The 15,777-nt window shown below is 63.2% G+C and carries 15 protein-coding genes; 9 read left to right on the top strand and 6 right to left on the bottom strand.

The window, feature by feature from the left end; all coding sequences use genetic code 11:
- Positions 1-50: 50 nt before the first annotated feature.
- Positions 51-2,225: a primosomal protein N' gene (locus GJW30_RS05850; protein ID WP_096352869.1), complete on the bottom strand. Its 2,175-nt coding sequence runs from the start codon at positions 2,223-2,225 to the stop codon at positions 51-53.
- A 247-nt stretch (positions 2,226-2,472) separates the two neighbouring features.
- Between GJW30_RS05850 and GJW30_RS05845 the strand changes: the two genes are divergently transcribed.
- A complete protein-coding gene (locus GJW30_RS05845; RefSeq protein ID WP_096352866.1) occupies positions 2,473-3,429 on the top strand; it encodes a tyrosine recombinase XerC in 957 nt (318 codons plus the stop codon).
- A 14-nt stretch (positions 3,430-3,443) separates the two neighbouring features.
- Here the strand turns inward: GJW30_RS05845 and GJW30_RS05840 are convergent, their stop codons facing one another.
- On the bottom strand, positions 3,444-5,696 hold the full coding sequence (locus tag GJW30_RS05840) for an acyl-CoA dehydrogenase (protein ID WP_096352864.1): 2,253 nt from the start codon (positions 5,694-5,696) through the stop codon (positions 3,444-3,446).
- Between the two features lie 93 nt (positions 5,697-5,789).
- The gene (mtgA, locus tag GJW30_RS05835) at positions 5,790-6,482 is read right to left on the bottom strand and encodes a monofunctional biosynthetic peptidoglycan transglycosylase (RefSeq protein WP_096352861.1); all 693 of its coding nucleotides are present in this window, start codon (positions 6,480-6,482) and stop codon (positions 5,790-5,792) included.
- A gap of 91 nt (positions 6,483-6,573) precedes the next feature.
- Between mtgA and GJW30_RS05830 the strand changes: the two genes are divergently transcribed.
- The 3 genes from GJW30_RS05830 to GJW30_RS05820 are packed head-to-tail and all read left to right on the top strand — an operon-like array spanning position 6,574 to position 7,938.
- Positions 6,574-7,236, top strand: a complete 663-nt coding sequence (locus tag GJW30_RS05830; RefSeq protein ID WP_096352858.1) for a DUF1345 domain-containing protein — start codon at positions 6,574-6,576, stop codon at positions 7,234-7,236.
- Between the two features lie 50 nt (positions 7,237-7,286).
- The gene (locus GJW30_RS05825) at positions 7,287-7,538 is read left to right on the top strand and encodes a type II toxin-antitoxin system RelE family toxin (RefSeq protein WP_096352855.1); all 252 of its coding nucleotides are present in this window, start codon (positions 7,287-7,289) and stop codon (positions 7,536-7,538) included.
- Position 7,539: 1 nt separating this feature from the next.
- Positions 7,540-7,938 carry a helix-turn-helix domain-containing protein gene (locus GJW30_RS05820; protein WP_096352852.1) on the top strand — a complete coding sequence of 133 codons (399 nt, stop codon included), beginning with the start codon at positions 7,540-7,542 and terminating at the stop codon, positions 7,936-7,938.
- Between the two features lie 101 nt (positions 7,939-8,039).
- Here GJW30_RS05820 and GJW30_RS05815 read toward each other — a convergent pair whose 3' ends face one another.
- Complete coding sequence (locus GJW30_RS05815; RefSeq protein WP_096352849.1) at positions 8,040-8,402, bottom strand: DUF1127 domain-containing protein; 363 nt, start codon at positions 8,400-8,402, stop codon at positions 8,040-8,042.
- A 218-nt stretch (positions 8,403-8,620) separates the two neighbouring features.
- On the opposite strand from GJW30_RS05815, the gene GJW30_RS05810 reads away from it, so the two are divergent.
- Together GJW30_RS05810 and GJW30_RS05805 are read left to right on the top strand one after the other, a co-directional pair.
- Positions 8,621-9,502: a LysR substrate-binding domain-containing protein gene (locus tag GJW30_RS05810; protein WP_096358679.1), complete on the top strand. Its 882-nt coding sequence runs from the start codon at positions 8,621-8,623 to the stop codon at positions 9,500-9,502.
- A 36-nt stretch (positions 9,503-9,538) separates the two neighbouring features.
- Positions 9,539-10,702, top strand: a complete 1,164-nt coding sequence (locus tag GJW30_RS05805; RefSeq protein WP_096352846.1) for a mandelate racemase/muconate lactonizing enzyme family protein — start codon at positions 9,539-9,541, stop codon at positions 10,700-10,702.
- Here GJW30_RS05805 and GJW30_RS05800 read toward each other — a convergent pair whose 3' ends face one another.
- Positions 10,703-11,686, bottom strand: coding sequence for a LacI family DNA-binding transcriptional regulator (locus GJW30_RS05800; protein ID WP_130364765.1), 984 nt, complete (start codon positions 11,684-11,686; stop codon positions 10,703-10,705).
- Between the two features lie 248 nt (positions 11,687-11,934).
- Here GJW30_RS05800 and GJW30_RS05795 point away from each other — a divergent pair, with 248 nt between their 5' ends.
- Both GJW30_RS05795 and GJW30_RS05790 read left to right on the top strand, forming a co-directional pair.
- Entirely contained in the window at positions 11,935-12,855 is a 921-nt protein-coding gene (locus tag GJW30_RS05795) for a phytanoyl-CoA dioxygenase family protein (RefSeq protein WP_096358678.1), read from the top strand.
- A gap of 110 nt (positions 12,856-12,965) precedes the next feature.
- Positions 12,966-14,303 (top strand): MFS transporter, encoded by a 1,338-nt coding sequence (locus tag GJW30_RS05790; protein ID WP_096352841.1) that lies wholly within the window; start codon positions 12,966-12,968, stop codon positions 14,301-14,303.
- A 55-nt stretch (positions 14,304-14,358) separates the two neighbouring features.
- Here GJW30_RS05790 and GJW30_RS05785 read toward each other — a convergent pair whose 3' ends face one another.
- Positions 14,359-15,240 (bottom strand): HpcH/HpaI aldolase/citrate lyase family protein, encoded by an 882-nt coding sequence (locus GJW30_RS05785; protein WP_096352838.1) that lies wholly within the window; start codon positions 15,238-15,240, stop codon positions 14,359-14,361.
- A gap of 94 nt (positions 15,241-15,334) precedes the next feature.
- On the opposite strand from GJW30_RS05785, the gene GJW30_RS05780 reads away from it, so the two are divergent.
- On the top strand, positions 15,335-15,736 hold the full coding sequence (locus GJW30_RS05780; RefSeq protein ID WP_096352835.1) for a hypothetical protein: 402 nt from the start codon (positions 15,335-15,337) through the stop codon (positions 15,734-15,736).
- The last annotated feature ends 41 nt before the right edge of the window (positions 15,737-15,777 follow it).

The raw sequence follows: 15,777 nt of genomic DNA, 5'->3' as shown, positions 1-15,777 counted from the left end.
ACGCGCCGGAGGCACGTTTAGTTACCGGCGCATTGCCCTGATCGGAGACTCTACAAAAAGCTCTGCGGATCGATGTCGACTTCGCGCTTGATGCCGCCGGTCATTTTCGGTGCCAGCGCGATCCAGTCGCGCATATAGCCCGACAAATCGAACGCGCGCGGCGATTTGATCAGCACGCGGTAGCGGTGGCGGCCACGGACGAGCGCCAATGGCGCTTCGGCAGGCCCGAGAATGCGCACAGCCGGGTCGCTCGGCGCCAGCGCGACGAGCTTCTTCGCGTGCGCCTCGGTCTTGTGCTTGTCGGCGCCGGTCACGACCAAGCTTGCCAGGCGGCCGAACGGCGGATAGCCGAATTTCTCGCGGCTCGCGATCTCGGAGCCGTAGAAGGCCTCGCGATCACCCGAGAGCAGCGCGCGGATGACCGGATGCTCCGGCTGATGCGTCTGCAGGAAACCATGGCCCTGCCCGGTCTCGCGGCCCGCACGGCCCGCCACCTGGTGCAGGAGCTGGAACGTCCGCTCGGCGGCACGCGGGTCGCCCTGCCCGAGCCCCATATCGGCATCGACGACGCCGACGAGATTGAGCTTGGGGAAATGGTGCCCCTTGGCGACGAGCTGCGTGCCGACCACGATATCGACGCGGCCTTCGGCGATCTCGGCGAATTCCTGCTGCATTCGCTCGACCCCGACGATCAGGTCGCTGGAGAGCACCATCGCGCGCGCGTTGGGAAAGAGCGACGCAACTTCCTCCTCCAGCCGCTCGACGCCGGGGCCGACCGCGACGAACGAATCCACCGCATTGCACTTCGGGCAGCTCTTCGGCGGCGATGTCGTGAAGCCGCAGTGATGGCACGAGAGCTGGCGGCGGAAACGATGCTCGACCAGCCACGCGTCGCAGTTTGGGCATTGCAGGCGATGGCCGCAGCCGCGACACAATGTCAGCGGCGCATAACCGCGCCGGTTGAGGAACAGCAGCGCCTGCTCGCCGCGCTCGATCGCGATGCCGACCGCTTCGGCGAGACGCGGCGCGATATAGCGACCGCGGATCGGGCCTTCGCGCTTGAGATCGATCGCTTCCATATGCGGCATCTGCTGGCCGCCGAAGCGTTCGGGCAAAGACAGCCGCGTGTAGCGGCTCTTGCGCGCGTTGACCTCGGTCTCGACCGAGGGCGTCGCCGACGACAGGATGATCGGCACATTCGCGATGCGGGCGCGCACTACGGCCATATCGCGCGCGTGGTAGTGAACGCCGTCTTCCTGCTTGTAGACCGCGTCGTGCTCCTCATCGACGATGATGAGGCCCGGATTGACGAAAGGGAGAAACAGCGCGGAGCGCGCGCCGACGACGACCGGGATCTCTCCCGACGCTATTCCGGCCCAGGTGCGCGCACGGCGGCGCGGCGCAACTTGGCTATGCCATTCGGCCGGACGCACGCCGAAGCGTGCCGCGAAGCGGTCGAGAAACGCGTTGGTCAGCGCGATTTCGGGCATCAGGATCAGCGTCTGGCGCCCGGCGCGTACGGCCTGCGCCACCGCTTCGAAATAGACGTCGGTCTTGCCCGAGCCGGTGACGCCGTCGAGCAGCGTGACGGCGAATGTCTCGGCTTTGACGGCTTCGCGCAGCGCTCCGGCGGCTTTCTCTTGCGCAGCCGTTAATGTCGGCACGTCGTAGGTCGGGTCCGGCGTCTCGGCGATCGGCTCGGGTTTGAGCGCGACGGCTTCGAGCGCGCCATCATCGACCAAGCCGTCAATGACACTCGGAGATACACCTGCCTCCCGCGCGGCCTCGCCTTTCGGCCTGACAAAGCCGTCTTCGAGGAGCCGCAGCACGCGGCCGCGCGCCGGCGTCATGCGTTGCGGCTTAGGCCCCGCGAGGCGAATGCCGACACGTTCACGCTCGGGGCCGAGATGCTCGTTCATTCGCAGCGCCATGCGCAGCACCATGCCGCGCGGGCTGAGCGTGTAGTTCGAGAGCCAATCGACGAAGCCGCGCAGCTCGTCAGTGAGCGGCGGCACCGGCACGATGTCGGTGATGTCCTTTAGACGGTTATGGAGGCCAGGCTTCCACTCGCCTTCGCCCCAAACGACCCCGGTCGATTCGCGCGGCCCGAGCGGCACGCGGACGACCTGGCCGGTCTCGACCGTCATGCCGCGCGGGACACCGTAGGAATACGGATGGTCGAGCGCCACCGGCACAAGGACGTCGACAATGCGTTTGGCGGTCATTCAGTCTCGCTTTGGCCGTCGTCGAGAAGGCTGCCAGCTTTGCCGATCCGACTCATAAAAGCTTCAGCCTTCGTCATGGCCCGCTTCATGCGGGCCATCCACGTCTTTCTTCGTTGCAATTCCGAGAAGCAAGACATGGATGGCCCGGACAAGCCGGGCCATGACGAACCGATATGCCGGATTTCACTCCCTGCAGCCAGTGCAGTTGATAACCTGCGCTACACGAATCGCTGCCATACCAATTGCGATGACCGATACACTTCCGGATCTTCCATTCGCGGCAACAGATACGACACGCGAGCTTGTCGGCTGGCTGTCCGAGCTCGAACACGAGCGGCGGATGTCGCCGAAGACGGTCGAAGCGTACCGGCGCGACGCGCTGCAGTTTCTGAGCTTCCTGGCCGAGCATGTCGGCGGAAGCGTCTCGCTGGGCATTTTGGAAAAGATCAAACCCGCCGACGTGCGCGCCTTCATGGCGTCGCGCCGCAGCGAGGGCATCGGCAGCCGATCCCTCATGCGGTCGCTGGCCGGAACGCGTTCGTTCGCGCGCTATCTCGAAAAGAGCGGCAAGGGAAAAGTCGGAGCGCTCGCCGCCGTGCGCGCGCCGAAGATCGGCAAGACCTTGCCGAAGCCGCTGGCCGCCGGCGCGGCCAAACAACTGGCGGACGTCGATATCCGTGCCGGCGAGACGCGCGAGCCTTGGGTGCTCGCACGGGACGCCGCCGTGATGGCCCTGCTCTATGGCGCGGGTTTGCGTATTTCCGAAGCGTTGTCGATCCGGCGCAGCGAATTTCCAACGCCCGGAAAAGGCGATGCGATCACGGTGATCGGCAAAGGCAACAAGCCGCGCATGACGCCGGTGCTGTCGCAGGTCGTCGATCTCGTCGCCGAGTATGCGGCACTTTGCCCGTATCCGCTCGGGCCGAACGAACTGCTGTTTCGCGGCGCGCGGGGCGGCCCGTTATCGCCGCGCATCATTCAGCTGACGATGGAGCGCTTGCGCGGCGCTCTCGGACTGCCGGATTCGGCAACGCCACATGCGCTGCGCCACTCCTTCGCGACGCACCTTCTATCACGGGGCGGCGACCTGCGCTCGATCCAAGAGCTGCTCGGCCATGCGTCGCTGTCGACGACACAGATCTACACCGAGATCGACTCGGATCATCTGCTGAAAATCTACGAGAGCGCTCACCCGCGCGCTTGATCGCCGCTACGCAGCTACTCGGCCGCGATACGGTGCAGGTGGTCGGGCTTTTCGGGCATGCGCGACAGCGCTTCGGCCGGGAACGCATCGACGGCAATCACACGCGCCACTGCCGCCTTCGCCCACCGCAGCCGATTGGCCTCGTCGCGCGTGATGATGCCGTTGCGCATCGCCGTTTCGGCATCGCGCAACTTCGCGTCGCGCATCTTCTTCTCGATCGGTGCGCATGCGGTCCGTTGCCAGAACGCATCCTCGAGCTCGGCGAGCGGATGGCCCTTCCGGCCCTCGCCCCAATAGAGATCGGGCGTCAGGCGGTCGCGCTGTTCGGACGGAGCTAGAAGGATTTCGGCGACTTCGTTCGCCAGCGCATCGCTCGGCGCCGGATGCGCGACACCAAACGGGAACGCGACGATACGCATCAAAACGGCGGCCCAGCGCGCCGGCAGGTTGCGCAGCACGCCCGTGAATGCTTCACCGATGCGGCCTAGGCCGCGCGCCATCGCATAGTCGACGATTGGGCGATCCTCTTCGGGGCAGCCGTCATCCTCGAAGCGCTTCAGCGTCGCGGCGAGCAGGTAAAGCTCGGCCAAGATGTCACCGAGGCGCGCGGACAGCATCTCCTTGCGCTTCAGTGCACCGCCGAGCGTCAAGAGCGACAGATCGCTCAGCAACGCGAAAGCGGCGGAATAACGGGAGAGGCTCCGCCAATGCGCCGGCATAGCTGCGCCCGCGGGTGCGGCTGCCAAGCCGAACCAACCGCCCGTGAACGAGCGCCACGTATTTTTGATCGCATGACCGACATGCGACCAGAAGGCGCGATCGAAACCATCGAGGCCCTTCGCTTTGTCCTCTTCAGAGAGCGCGAGCAACTCGTCGAGCATGTGCGGATGCGAGCGGATCGCGCCTTGTCCGAACACCATCAGATTGCGCGTCAGAATATTCGCGCCCTCGACCGTGATTCCGATCGGCGCCGAGCGATGCTGCGCGCCGATGTAATTCTTCGGACCGTCGATGATGGCCTTGCCGCCATGCACATCCATCGCAAGTTCGACGGAGCGGCGCATGCGTTCAGTCGCGTGCAGCTTCATGATCGCCGAGATGACGGACGGCTTCTGATTGCGGTCGAGCGCCGCCACGGTCACGCGCCGCGCCGCGTCGATCGTGTAGGCGTTCGATGCGAGTTCGGCGAGCGGGCCGCGAATGCCTTCGAATTGGCCAATCGGAATCCCGAACTGCTCGCGAATGCGCGCATAGGCGCCGGTCGCGCGAGCGCAAAAAGCAGCGCCGGCAGCTGACTGCGACGGCAGCGAAATGCTGCGGCCGGCCGCGAGCGCGGTCATCAACATCTTCCAGCCCTGGCCGATCTGCTCTTCGCCGCCAAGCACCCAGTCGAGCGGGATGAATACGTTCTTGCCGTAGAGCGGTCCGTTCTGGAAGAACGTCATCTGCGGAATGTGCCGCTCGCCGTGGCTGACGCCGGGCGTCGAGGTCGGCAGCAACGCCACCGTGATGCCGATGTCATCGCCGCGGCCCAGCAAGTTCTGCGGATCCTGCATCTTGAAAGCGAGACCCATTACGGTCGCGACCGGGCCGAGCGTGATGTAGCGCTTTGCGAAGTTGAGGCGGAGGCCGAGGACTTCCTTGCCCTCATGCATGCCTTGTTCGACGACGCCGGTATCACTCATCGACGCCGCATCGGAGCCTGCGTCGGAGGATGTCAGGCCGAAGCACGGAATCTCGTCGCCGGCCGCAAGGCGCGGCAGCCAATACTGACGCTGGGCGTCGGTGCCGAAATGCATCAACAGTTCGCCCGGTCCGAGCGAGTTCGGCACCATGACGGTGACACCCGCGACGACGCTCGCGGACGAGATCAAGCGGACAACTTCGGAATGCATCGTGTTGGAAAAGCCGAGCCCGCCGTATTCCTTCGGAATGATCATGCCGAAGAATTTCTCGCGGCGCATGAAGTCCCAAACGGCGGGCGGAAGATCGCGATCCTCGAAGGCGATCTTCCAATCGTCGATCATCGCGCAGAGCTTGCGGGCGGGACCGTCGAGGAAGGCCTGCTCCTCGTCGGTCAGTCGAGAGGGCGGCGTATCGATGAATTTCTTCCAGTCCGGCGCGCCCGAAAATAACTCACCATCGAACCACACCGTGCCGGCATCGATTGCGTCCCGCTCGGTCGGCGAGATCGACGGCATGATCCGAGCCGCCCACGAAAAGATCGGCTTGGTCAGGTAATCGCGGCGGATGTCGCGCAGGCCCATCGAACATTTCCCCCTCGTTGGTCCAAGAATTCAACGCGGCTCGCTGTGCGCGGTTCCGGACGTGGGAGAAATTTCTTCCGTGGCTACGAGAGCTTAACGGCTTTTAACACTTAGGCAGCGCGCCTCGGCGTTACGCGCTCGTCCTTGATAAAGCCCGGCGAGTCGCTGCACCCCGCCGCCGGGCTTTCGGGCGCTTCGCCGGACCGGATTCGGCAAGATCGCCGCCATCAATGCGGCCTCTCTTCCCGAAATATCGCGTGGCGATTTGCCGAAGGCATAGCGGGCTCCCGCATCCGCGCCGAATTCGCCGTTCGGCCCCCATTCGGCGACATTGAGATAGAGCTCCATGATGCGGCGCTTGGATAGGACGAGGTCGATCCAAAGCGCGAGCGGGAACTCCAGTCCCTTGCGGACGAAACTACGGCCGTTCCAGAGGAACAGGTTCTTGGCGAGCTGCTGCGTGACCGTCGAGCCGCCGCGCGCTTCGTTGAGCGAATCGGCGTCGTCGATCGCGGCACGCAGTCCGCTCCAATCGATGCCGTTGTGCTTGCAGAAATTCGCGTCTTCGGCCGCGATGACCGACTGCGGCAGAGCGGAGCTGATCTCGCTCATCGGCACGTAAGTCCGCGTAACGCGCTGCAGCGTCAGATAGCGCCACAGCATCGGCGTCGAGACCGGCGTCACCACCGCATAGGCCAAAGTCAGGACATAGGGCAGCAGCAGGACAAACAGGATGACCCCGATCGCCCAGCGCAGCACACGCGATGTCCCGGATGAAAACCGCATCGTCCCCTATTGCAGCATAACAGGTGCGCGAACAGGAAGTTTCCGCAAGCCAGGGGCTTGAGCCTGCGGCATTTTCGGCTTCAATGCCGCAATGGCCGACGAGGAAGGTAATGCGATTCTGCGCGGCGTGCGTTTGCACGGGCGGCTGATCGTCACATGCCTGATCGGGTCCGCGACCGGCTTGGCCTTGCCGGGCGCCTGGGGATTGTCGACGCGCGTGCTGACCGGCTGGGCCGTCATGATCGCGCTCTATATGGCGCTGACCGCCCTCACATTCTGGCGCTGCGATCTCAAACGGCTCAAGGCGCGCGCGGCTGCCGACGACGAAGGCGCGGCCTTCATCGTGTTCCTTTGTGCTTTGTCGGCGCTCGCCAGTCTCGGTGCGATCGTGATCGAGCTTGGGATCGCGAAAGCGGTCGCCGAGACGCGGGTCTGGCATATGTCGCTCGCCATCGCGACGATCCTCTTGTCCTGGTGGTTCATTCACCTGATCTTCGCCCAGCATTACGCGCATCAATATTACGGCGATGCCGGGACGCATCAGGGCGGGCTTGATTTCCCGGGTGACAAGAACCCGGATCACTGGGACTTTCTGTATTTCTCGCTGGTGATCGGGATGACCGCGCAGGTTTCCGACGTGCAGATCACCAAGCCGCATGTCCGCCGCACCGCGACGGCGCACGGCGTCGTCTCGTTCTTCTTCAACACGGCGATCATCGCGCTGCTGGTGAACATCGCGGCCAGCGCGCTTTAGAATATTACTCTGTTGCTTGAATTATTTCTGCCTTTAGTGATATTATTGCTATGAAGACGATCGTCTACACCGACATTGCTGTCAGACAGCTCGGCGCATTGCCGGATGAAGCGCAGGAGCGTGTCACGGAAGGCATCGAACGATACGCGGTCAGCGGCCATGGCGATGTCAAAGCGCTGTCAGGCCGATCGGGCTATCGGCTTCGTATCGGCAGCTATCGTGTGATCTTTGACGAAGACCAAGCAACCATTCTCGCGATCTACATCGGCAAGCGCGAGACGACGACGTATCGCAGGAACTGAAATGACCCTCGCAAACGTGCAGATCATCCGGGCGCCAAATGGAGACGAGATGGTCGTCCTCCCGAAGGCGCAGTTCGACGCACTCGCATCACTTGCTGCCGAGGCAGCGGAAGATGCAGCGGACGTGGCGGCTTACGATGCGGCAAAGCTCGACCTTGAAGCCGGACGCGCCGCGAAGCTGCCTGCCGATCTGTCGTTGCTCATCACGCGCGAGCGCGGTGCAGTGCTGCGCGCGATCCGCAAATGGCGCGGGCTGACACAGGAAGAGCTGAGCGAAAAAGTCGGCATCGCGCAGGGTTATCTTTCCGCGCTGGAGCAGCGGCATCGCAACGGCACCGAGGAAACGATCCGAAAATTGGCTGACGCGCTCGACATCCCATTCGACTGGCTTCGCGCATAAAAAACGCCCGCCGGGAGGGAACCGGCGGGCGATAGAAGCTCGGCTGGGAGAACCGGGCTTCGGTCCGAGAGCGGCAGGGGGATGCCGGATCTCGGGAGAACTTATCGGCTGGCGACGTAGAGACGCGCGCCCGCACCTGCGGTCGGAACCAGCGACGGCGAGTCAACGAAGCTTGCCGGCACGGCCGAGAACGGGTTGCGGGTCACGCGGCGTTCGCCGGCGCGGCTCACCAGAATTGCGGTCGGGTCGCGCCAGAGCGGCTCCGAGATAGCGTCGCGAAGATCCCCCCGGGTGAGGCCGATATCGCGCAGCATGCGCTCGTCGAGATTGCTCAACTCACTGAGGGCGCGGCGGTTTTTGAAGGCCGTGAAGACGTCGACGACGTGTGCGAAAATGGAAGCGGCGAGGCGGGTGATGCCAGCGGCGGCGGGATAAGTCGGCAATTGCACAGTATTGATCGTCATCGGTCTTCTCCATCAAGCTCAAGACGGGCACCTGCCCGGCCTCGACGTCCACCACCCTCCACGCGGGGCCGTCTCAATCTCCGGTAGGCGTCAGCGCTACCGGGCTGCCTTTACATGCCGGACCGGTACTGATAAGTACAACGAATGTTTTTCATCCGATCAATCTGAATTCGTGATGTATCGGGATACACATGGTCCCGGAGCCTTTGGAGGGTTTGATGACCGCCCTGCTCGACGTCGACCACCTGCGCACTTTCATCGCCATTGCGGAAACCGGCAGCTTCACCCGGGCCGCCGATCTCGTGCACAAGACGCAAAGCGCCGTCTCGATGCAGATGAAGCGCCTCGAGGAGCGCATCGCCAAGCCGATCTTCGAACGCGACGGCCGCGCCTCGAAGCTCACCGAGGACGGCGAGCGCCTGCTCGACTACGCACGCCGCATCGTGAAGCTGAATGTCGAAGCGCTGGCTGCTTTCGGTGACGAGGACCTCTCGGGCCGTGTTCGCCTCGGCGTGCCGGACGATTATGCGGATCGCTATCTGCCGGAGATCATGGCGCGGTTCTCGCGCGCCTATCCGGGCGTCGAACTCAGCGTCATCTGCGAGCCGTCGAGCGAGCTCATGAAGCTCATTGAACGCGACGAGATCGATCTCGCGATCGTGACCGCGACCAAATCGAGCCCCGGTGCCGAGACGTTCCGCCAAGAGCGTCTCTACTGGGTCGGCTCGTCACGCCACTCGGCGCATGCCGAGGAGCACATCCCGCTCGCGCTCGGCCGCGCAAGCTGCGCGTGGCGCGTCGCTGCAATCGATCGGCTCGACCAAGCCAATCGCAATTATCGCCTTCTCTACAGCTCGCAGAACGCCGGCGCCTTGAGCGCGGCCGTGCTTGCAGGTCTCGCCATCACGGTGCTGCCGGAGTCGGGTTTGCGTCCCGGCATGCGCGTGCTCACCAGCGCGGAGGGTTTGCCGGATCTGCCGCCGTGCCGCGTGGGTCTCGTGCGCAATCCGCACGGCTCATCCGCACTCACGGATGCGCTCGCCGGTCACATCGTTCAATCGCTTGACAACCTCTCGGAGCAAGCCCAAGCCGCCGAGTAAATCCGTTCAGCACTGCAAGAATAATAAGGACTGACGATGCGTATTGTCGATGTTTGCGAAGTCACCAAGCCGATCTCGTCTCCGATCCGCAACGCCTACATCGACTTCTCGAAAATGACCGCAAGTCTCGTTGCCGTCGTCACCGACGTCGAGCGAAATGGCAAACGCGTCATCGGCTACGGCTTCAATTCCAACGGCCGCTACGGCCAAGGCGGTCTCATCCGCGAGCGCTTCCGCAATCGCATTCTCGAAGCCGATCCGAAGAGCTTCATCGACGAGGCCAACGATAATCTCGACCCGCACAAGATCTGGGCCGCGATGATGACGAACGAAAAGCCGGGCGGACACGGCGAGCGTTCGGTCGCGGTCGGCACGCTCGACATGGCGATCTGGGACGCCACCGCGAAGATCGCCGGCAAGCCGCTCTTCCGCCTCCTCGCCGAGCGCGGCGGCCGCGAAGCCAATCCCCGCGTCTTCGTCTACGCAGCCGGCGGCTATTACTATCCGGGCAAGGACGACAACGCGCTGCGCGCCGAGATGCGCGGCTACCTCGATCGCGGCTACAACGTCGTGAAGATGAAGATCGGCGGCTCGTCGGTGCAGGACGATGCGCGCCGTATCGAGGAAGTGCTCAAAGAGATCGGCAAGGACGCGCAGCTCGCCGTCGACGCGAACGGCCGCTTCGATCTCGAGACCGCAATCGACTACGCGAAGATGCTGCGGCAGTATCCGCTATTCTGGTACGAGGAAGCCGGAGATCCGCTGGATTACGCACTGCAGGCCTCGCTCGCGGAATTCTATCCGGGTCCGATGGCGACCGGTGAGAACCTGTTTTCGCATCAGGATGCGCGCAACCTCTTGCGCTACGGCGGCATGCGGCCGGATCGCGACTGGCTGCAGTTCGACTGCGCGCTGTCATACGGGCTCGTTGAATATCTGCGCACGCTCGATGTCATCGAGCAGTGCGGCTGGTCGCGCGCGCGCTGCATCCCGCATGGCGGACATCAGATGTCGCTGAATATCGCGGCAGGTCTCGGCCTCGGCGGCAATGAGAGCTATCCGGATATTTTCCAACCGTATGGCGGCTTTCCGGATTCGGTCCGTGTCGAGAACGGCCACATCGTGATGCCGGAGCTTCCGGGCATTGGCTTCGAAGGCAAGACCGATCTCATAACGCCGATGCGCGAACTCGCGGCGTAATCACGCCGACGTGCGGCGGATAATTTCGTAACCGATATCCACTATCGGCGTCGGAACCTCTTCGTCGCGCATGCGGGCGAGAAGGAGTTCGCCGGCGCGCGTACCGATATCGCGGCCGCCGATATGCACGGTTGTGAGATCGAGCCCACTCGGCTGCGCGATGGCGAAATCGCCGAAGCCCGAGATCGCCAGCTCGCTCGGCGTCTTGATGCCGCGCCGTTGCGCGGCCAGCAACACGCCCGCCGCGATTGCATCGAGCGAGCAGAAGATCGCGTCGGTGTCAGGAAAACGCTTCAGCATCTCGTCGAGCAGCTGCGGCCCGCTCTCCATGCCGGTGATCACCGCATGCGCAGAGACTTCGCGCGGCTCGATCCTGAGCTCCTTGACGGCGGCGCGATAGCCCTCGCGGCGCTGCAAGCCGCGACGATCGTTCTCGTCGCTCGGACTGATGAAGCCGATGCGGCGATAGCCGTAAGAATGCAGCGCGAGCGTCATCGCGCGGCCCGCCGCGGGATTGTCGAAGCCGACCGCCATATCGACGGGATCGGCCGGAAGCTCCCACGTCTCGACCACGGGAACGCCGGCCGTCGTCAGCAAGCGGCGCGCACGCGGTGTGTGCAACGTTCCGGTCAGTACGACGCCGTCCGGGCGGCGTCCGAGAATTGCGCGTAGTAAACGCTCTTCGTCGGTCGCCGAATAATCGGACGAGCCGAGCAGGATCGAAAAGCCGGCGGCTTCGACGCATGCGGTGAGGCCCGCGATCGTCTGCGCGAAAATCGCGTTCTCGAATGTCGAGATGACGGCGGCGATCAAACCGCTGCGCCGCGCCGCGAGACTGCCGGCGAGCAGATCCGGCACGTAATCGAGTTCGGCCATCGCGGCTTCGACGCGCGCGCGCGTTGCCGGCGCGACAAGATCGGGCGTACGAAGCGCACGAGACACCGTCATCTGGGACACGCCGGCGCGCTCGGCGACGTCGTTCATGCGGAGGCGGCGTTCGGCTTTGGGCTGAGGTTTAATCACTGTATCCAGCTTGGGGAGGATTATAGGTTTTCGCAAATATGTCCGTGCAATCGGCCGCTGGCTTTGGACAATTTTCGCAAAAAACACAACCTCTGGGTGTGCAAATCAACCATGAGGCTTGACTTGGAATAATGTTATCGTAATCATGTTTACGCAATCAGCCATCATCTGACGCTTATAAAAACACAGCGGTGATGCAGGAGGAAAAAATGCTTACTGAAGCTCAGATTAAATCCTATCACGACGACGGCTATATCCTTGTCGAGGACGTGGTGACCGGCAAAGAGCTGGAAGAGCTGCGTCGCCTGACCTACGAAATGATCGACAAGTCGCGCGCCGTGTCCAAAAGCGACGACATTTTCGATCTGGACGATGGCCACACCAAAGACAGTCCGAAGCTCACGCGCATCAAGCAGCCGCATATGCAGATGCCGGCGTTCTGGGATGTGCTGAAATCGACGAAATTCCGCGGCGTGCTCGAGTCGCTGCTCGGCCCGTCGGTCCGCCTGCAGACGTCGAAGCTCAACACGAAAGCACCGGGCGGCGGTGCCGCCGTCGAGTGGCATCAGGACTGGGCTTTCTACCCACACACCAACGACGACGTGCTGGCGATCGGCCTCATGCTCGAAGACGTCGAGGAAGAGAATGGTCCGCTGCTCGCCGTCCCGGGCACGCACAAGGGTCCGGTGCTCAGCCACTTCGTCAACGGCGTGTTCGCCGGCGCGATCGATCCGAGCGATCCATTGTTCGAAAAGGACAAGATCGTCACGCTGACCGGCAAAGCCGGCTCGATGACGGTGCATCACTGCCGCACGCTGCACGGCTCGGCGCCGAATATGTCGAACCGCGCGCGCCTGATCTGCTTCTACGAAATGTGCGCGGCCGATGCGTGGCCGCTCGCTGGCGGCGCGGGTGCGTTTCTCAACATGAACCAGCAGCAGGTTTACGACACGGTACAAAGCCGCATGATCTTCGGCGAGCAGACGATGCGTCCGCGCCTGAAGGATGTGCCGGTTCTGTTGCCACTGCCGCCGGCTCCGGATGCGTCGTCGATCTTCAAGACGCAGAAGAGCGCGGGCGCCGTCAGTGCCTTCGCGAAGACCGACTCCAAATCCGACCGCGCGGCGTAATCGCGCGGACTGCCACGCTTCGTTCCGGCAACGAAAGCGCAAATACTGCCGGCGCCCGGGGCGGCGCTGGCTGCACATAAAGAACAACAACGATCCTGGGGAGGATCCTCATGGCAGCTGGTACGGCGGAAAAGCATCCGCGCAAAGTCATCGTCGCATCGTGCGTCGGCTCGGCGCTCGAATGGTACGACTTCTTCATCTACGCAACGGCAGCCGGACTCGTATTCGGCAAACTCTTCTTCGCCGACTTCGGCGGCAAAGGCACGCTGATCGCGCTTGCGACGTTCGGCGTCGGCTTCATCGCGCGCCCGTTCGGCGGATTGTTCTTCGGCTATCTCGGTGACCGCATCGGCCGCAAACCGGTGCTGCTCATCACGCTGATGCTGGTCGGCGTCGGCACCGTGATCATCGGGCTCTTACCGACTTACGAACAGATCGGCATCTGGGCGCCGATCCTTCTCGTCGCGATGCGGCTGGTGCAAGGCTTCGGTGCGGGTGCCGAATACACAGGCGCCGTGATCATGCTCGCCGAATACGCGCCGAAAGATAAGCGCGGTTTCTGGTGCTCGTTCGCACCGGCCGGCGTCGGCCTCGGCATGATGATGGCCTCGGGCGCGTTCTGGCTCGTGTCGCAGCTGCCGCAAGAGCAATTCATGAGCTGGGGTTGGCGTCTGCCGTTCCTCGCCAGCATCGTGATCATCGCGTTCGGTCTCTACGTCCGCTTCCGCATCGACGAGACGCCGGTGTTCGAGAACATCGCCAAGCAGCCGGAGCAGAAGTCGAAAAATCCGATCATCGAGTCGGTAATGAAGCAGCCGCGCAACTTTTTCGTCGTGCTCGGTGCTCGCCTCGCCGAGAATGGCTTCGGCTATCTGTTCCCGGTCTTCGGGCTCAGCTACGCGGTCAATACGCTCGGCTTCCCGAAGGATCAGTCGTTATTCGTGCTGATGACCAGTTACGTGATTCAGATCTCGTGCTGCATCCTCTTCGCGTCTTTGTCCGACCGTATCGGCCGACGCCCGGTCTACATCGCGGGCGCTTTGTTCGGCTGCCTCATCGCCTTCCCGTTCTTCTGGCTCCTCGAATCGAAGTCTTTCGCGGCATCGATCGCGGCGTTCTGGTTGGCGCAGATGGCAGTCGGCATGATGTTCGGCGTGCAGGCGTCATACTTTTCCGAGCTGTTCGGACCGGCCCGGCGTTTCTCGGGCTTCGCGTTCGCGCGTGAGCTCGGCTCGCTGCTCGCCGGCGGCCCGGCGCCGGCGCTCGCAACCGCGATGGTCTCGTGGGCATCCGGCTCGTCGTGGCCGGTCGCGATCTACGCGATCTTCCTCGGTCTCTGCACGGCTTACGCCGTGTGGATGGGGCCGGAGACGTATCGCGACGACATCTCGGTCGACAACGCCGAGACGCAGGCCGCACAATTCCAGGTGCGTACACAAGCGGCCTGAAAGAGCCGCGACTTGAAATGACTACCGAAACCCGGGCGAGAGCCCGGGTTTTTCTTTACGGGTTGCGCGACGAGATCGCGTCAGCGATCGACACCATGCGGCGCGCCATATCGGCATGCATACGTTCGACCATCTTGCCTTCGATGCGGATGACACCCTTGTCCTTGTTCTCCGGCAGGTCGAAGGCCGCAATGGTCTTCCGCGCTTCGGCGACTTCATTCGGGGCAGGCGAATAGACCGCGTTGCAGGTCTCGATCTGCGAAGGATGAATCAACGTCTTGCCGTCGAAGCCGAAGTCCCGGCCCTGCTCGCATTCGGCACGCAAGCCGTCCGTGTCCGCGATATCGTTATAGACGCCGTCGAGCACCTGAATGTTGAAGGCGCGCGCAGCCGCGACGGTCTGCGCGATCCACGGCAACAATGGTCCGCGGCCTTTCACAATGCGCCCGTATGACTCTTTGACGAGATCGTTGGTGCCGAGAATGAAGCCGGCGAGCCGCGTCTCGGAATCTTTTGCGGCCGACGCGATTTCGCCGATACGCAAAATCGCGATCGGCGTTTCGATCATCGCCCAGATGCGGATCTTTCTGTCCGCGCCCATGTCGAGCAAGCGCGTGCCGATCTTCTCGAGCAACTCGGCGCTACCAACTTTCGGCAGCACGATCCCGTCCGGCGCGGCTTTCACCGCTGCGGTCAGATCGTCGAAGCCCCATTGCGTCTCGATACCGTTGACGCGGATGAACAGTTCGCGTCCGCCGAAGCCGCCGCCGGTGACGGCCGCAATCGCTTGCTCGCGCGCGGTCTTTTTCGCATCGGGTGCTACCGCATCTTCGAGATCGATCACGATGCCGTCGCAGTCGAGCGTCTTTGCCTTCTCGATGGCGCGCGCATTGCTGCCCGGCATGTAGAGGACACTGCGGCGCGGGCGGATCGACATTACAATTTCTCCAGGGTCACGTTTCCTTGATAGCGCCTCATCCGGCGGTGTGCCAGAGTCGCGCGGAATCGAGATCGATCGAGGCTTTTTAAGAATGCGTCGCGTTTTGATGTTGTCGTTGCTGACTGTTCTTGCTGCACCTGTGGTGCATGCCGAGCCGCTCAAACCGGGCGTGCGCAACGGCAGCGAAGTGTCGGCGCAGGGCCGCCGCTACCGGAACCACCGTGGATACTATCGCGGCTACTACGGCGGCTATTTCCCGGGCCCGGTCTCGGGCTACGATGGGAATACATATTACGGCACGTCGACGGCTTGGCGCTACGACGGCTATCCGTCGTATGCGGGCGGCGGCCTGCCGCAATACGGCGCGCGGTCTTATAACGCGCCAGGACCTACCGGTCGAAACACGGTCTATTACCGGTCACCGCCTGGTCGATGCCGACCGGTCAATTTGCCGGACGGGCGCCAGCAGTTGCACTGCCGCTGGAACGATTAGAGTCGAAAATCAATCGCTTGTGATGTTTTCCGCGCGACCAA

The organism is Variibacter gotjawalensis (genome assembly GCF_002355335.1).
Taxonomy (GTDB): Bacteria; Pseudomonadota; Alphaproteobacteria; order Rhizobiales; family Xanthobacteraceae; genus Variibacter; species Variibacter gotjawalensis.
The sequence above is the reverse complement of the archived record's forward strand: the minus strand, read 5'-3'. Positions and strand labels throughout refer to the sequence as shown.

What these genes read in the sequence shown, in the direction of transcription:
- GJW30_RS05790 (WP_096352841.1), top strand. Translation starts at nt 12,966, where the DNA reads ATGGCAGCTGGTACGGCGGAAAAGCATCCGCGCAAAGTCATCGTCGCA.
- GJW30_RS05840 (WP_096352864.1), bottom strand. Translation starts at nt 5,696, where the DNA reads ATGGGCCTGCGCGACATCCGCCGCGATTACCTGACCAAGCCGATCTTT.
- GJW30_RS05820 (WP_096352852.1), top strand. Translation starts at nt 7,540, where the DNA reads ATGACCCTCGCAAACGTGCAGATCATCCGGGCGCCAAATGGAGACGAG.
- GJW30_RS05780 (WP_096352835.1), top strand. Translation starts at nt 15,335, where the DNA reads ATGCGTCGCGTTTTGATGTTGTCGTTGCTGACTGTTCTTGCTGCACCT.
- GJW30_RS05805 (WP_096352846.1), top strand. Translation starts at nt 9,539, where the DNA reads ATGCGTATTGTCGATGTTTGCGAAGTCACCAAGCCGATCTCGTCTCCG.
- GJW30_RS05815 (WP_096352849.1), bottom strand. Translation starts at nt 8,402, where the DNA reads ATGACGATCAATACTGTGCAATTGCCGACTTATCCCGCCGCCGCTGGC.
- mtgA (WP_096352861.1), bottom strand. Translation starts at nt 6,482, where the DNA reads ATGCGGTTTTCATCCGGGACATCGCGTGTGCTGCGCTGGGCGATCGGG.
- GJW30_RS05810 (WP_096358679.1), top strand. Translation starts at nt 8,621, where the DNA reads ATGACCGCCCTGCTCGACGTCGACCACCTGCGCACTTTCATCGCCATT.
- GJW30_RS05825 (WP_096352855.1), top strand. Translation starts at nt 7,287, where the DNA reads ATGAAGACGATCGTCTACACCGACATTGCTGTCAGACAGCTCGGCGCA.
- GJW30_RS05795 (WP_096358678.1), top strand. Translation starts at nt 11,935, where the DNA reads ATGCTTACTGAAGCTCAGATTAAATCCTATCACGACGACGGCTATATC.
- GJW30_RS05785 (WP_096352838.1), bottom strand. Translation starts at nt 15,240, where the DNA reads ATGTCGATCCGCCCGCGCCGCAGTGTCCTCTACATGCCGGGCAGCAAT.
- GJW30_RS05845 (WP_096352866.1), top strand. Translation starts at nt 2,473, where the DNA reads ATGACCGATACACTTCCGGATCTTCCATTCGCGGCAACAGATACGACA.
- GJW30_RS05800 (WP_130364765.1), bottom strand. Translation starts at nt 11,686, where the DNA reads ATGAACGACGTCGCCGAGCGCGCCGGCGTGTCCCAGATGACGGTGTCT.
- GJW30_RS05830 (WP_096352858.1), top strand. Translation starts at nt 6,574, where the DNA reads ATGGCCGACGAGGAAGGTAATGCGATTCTGCGCGGCGTGCGTTTGCAC.
- GJW30_RS05850 (WP_096352869.1), bottom strand. Translation starts at nt 2,225, where the DNA reads ATGACCGCCAAACGCATTGTCGACGTCCTTGTGCCGGTGGCGCTCGAC.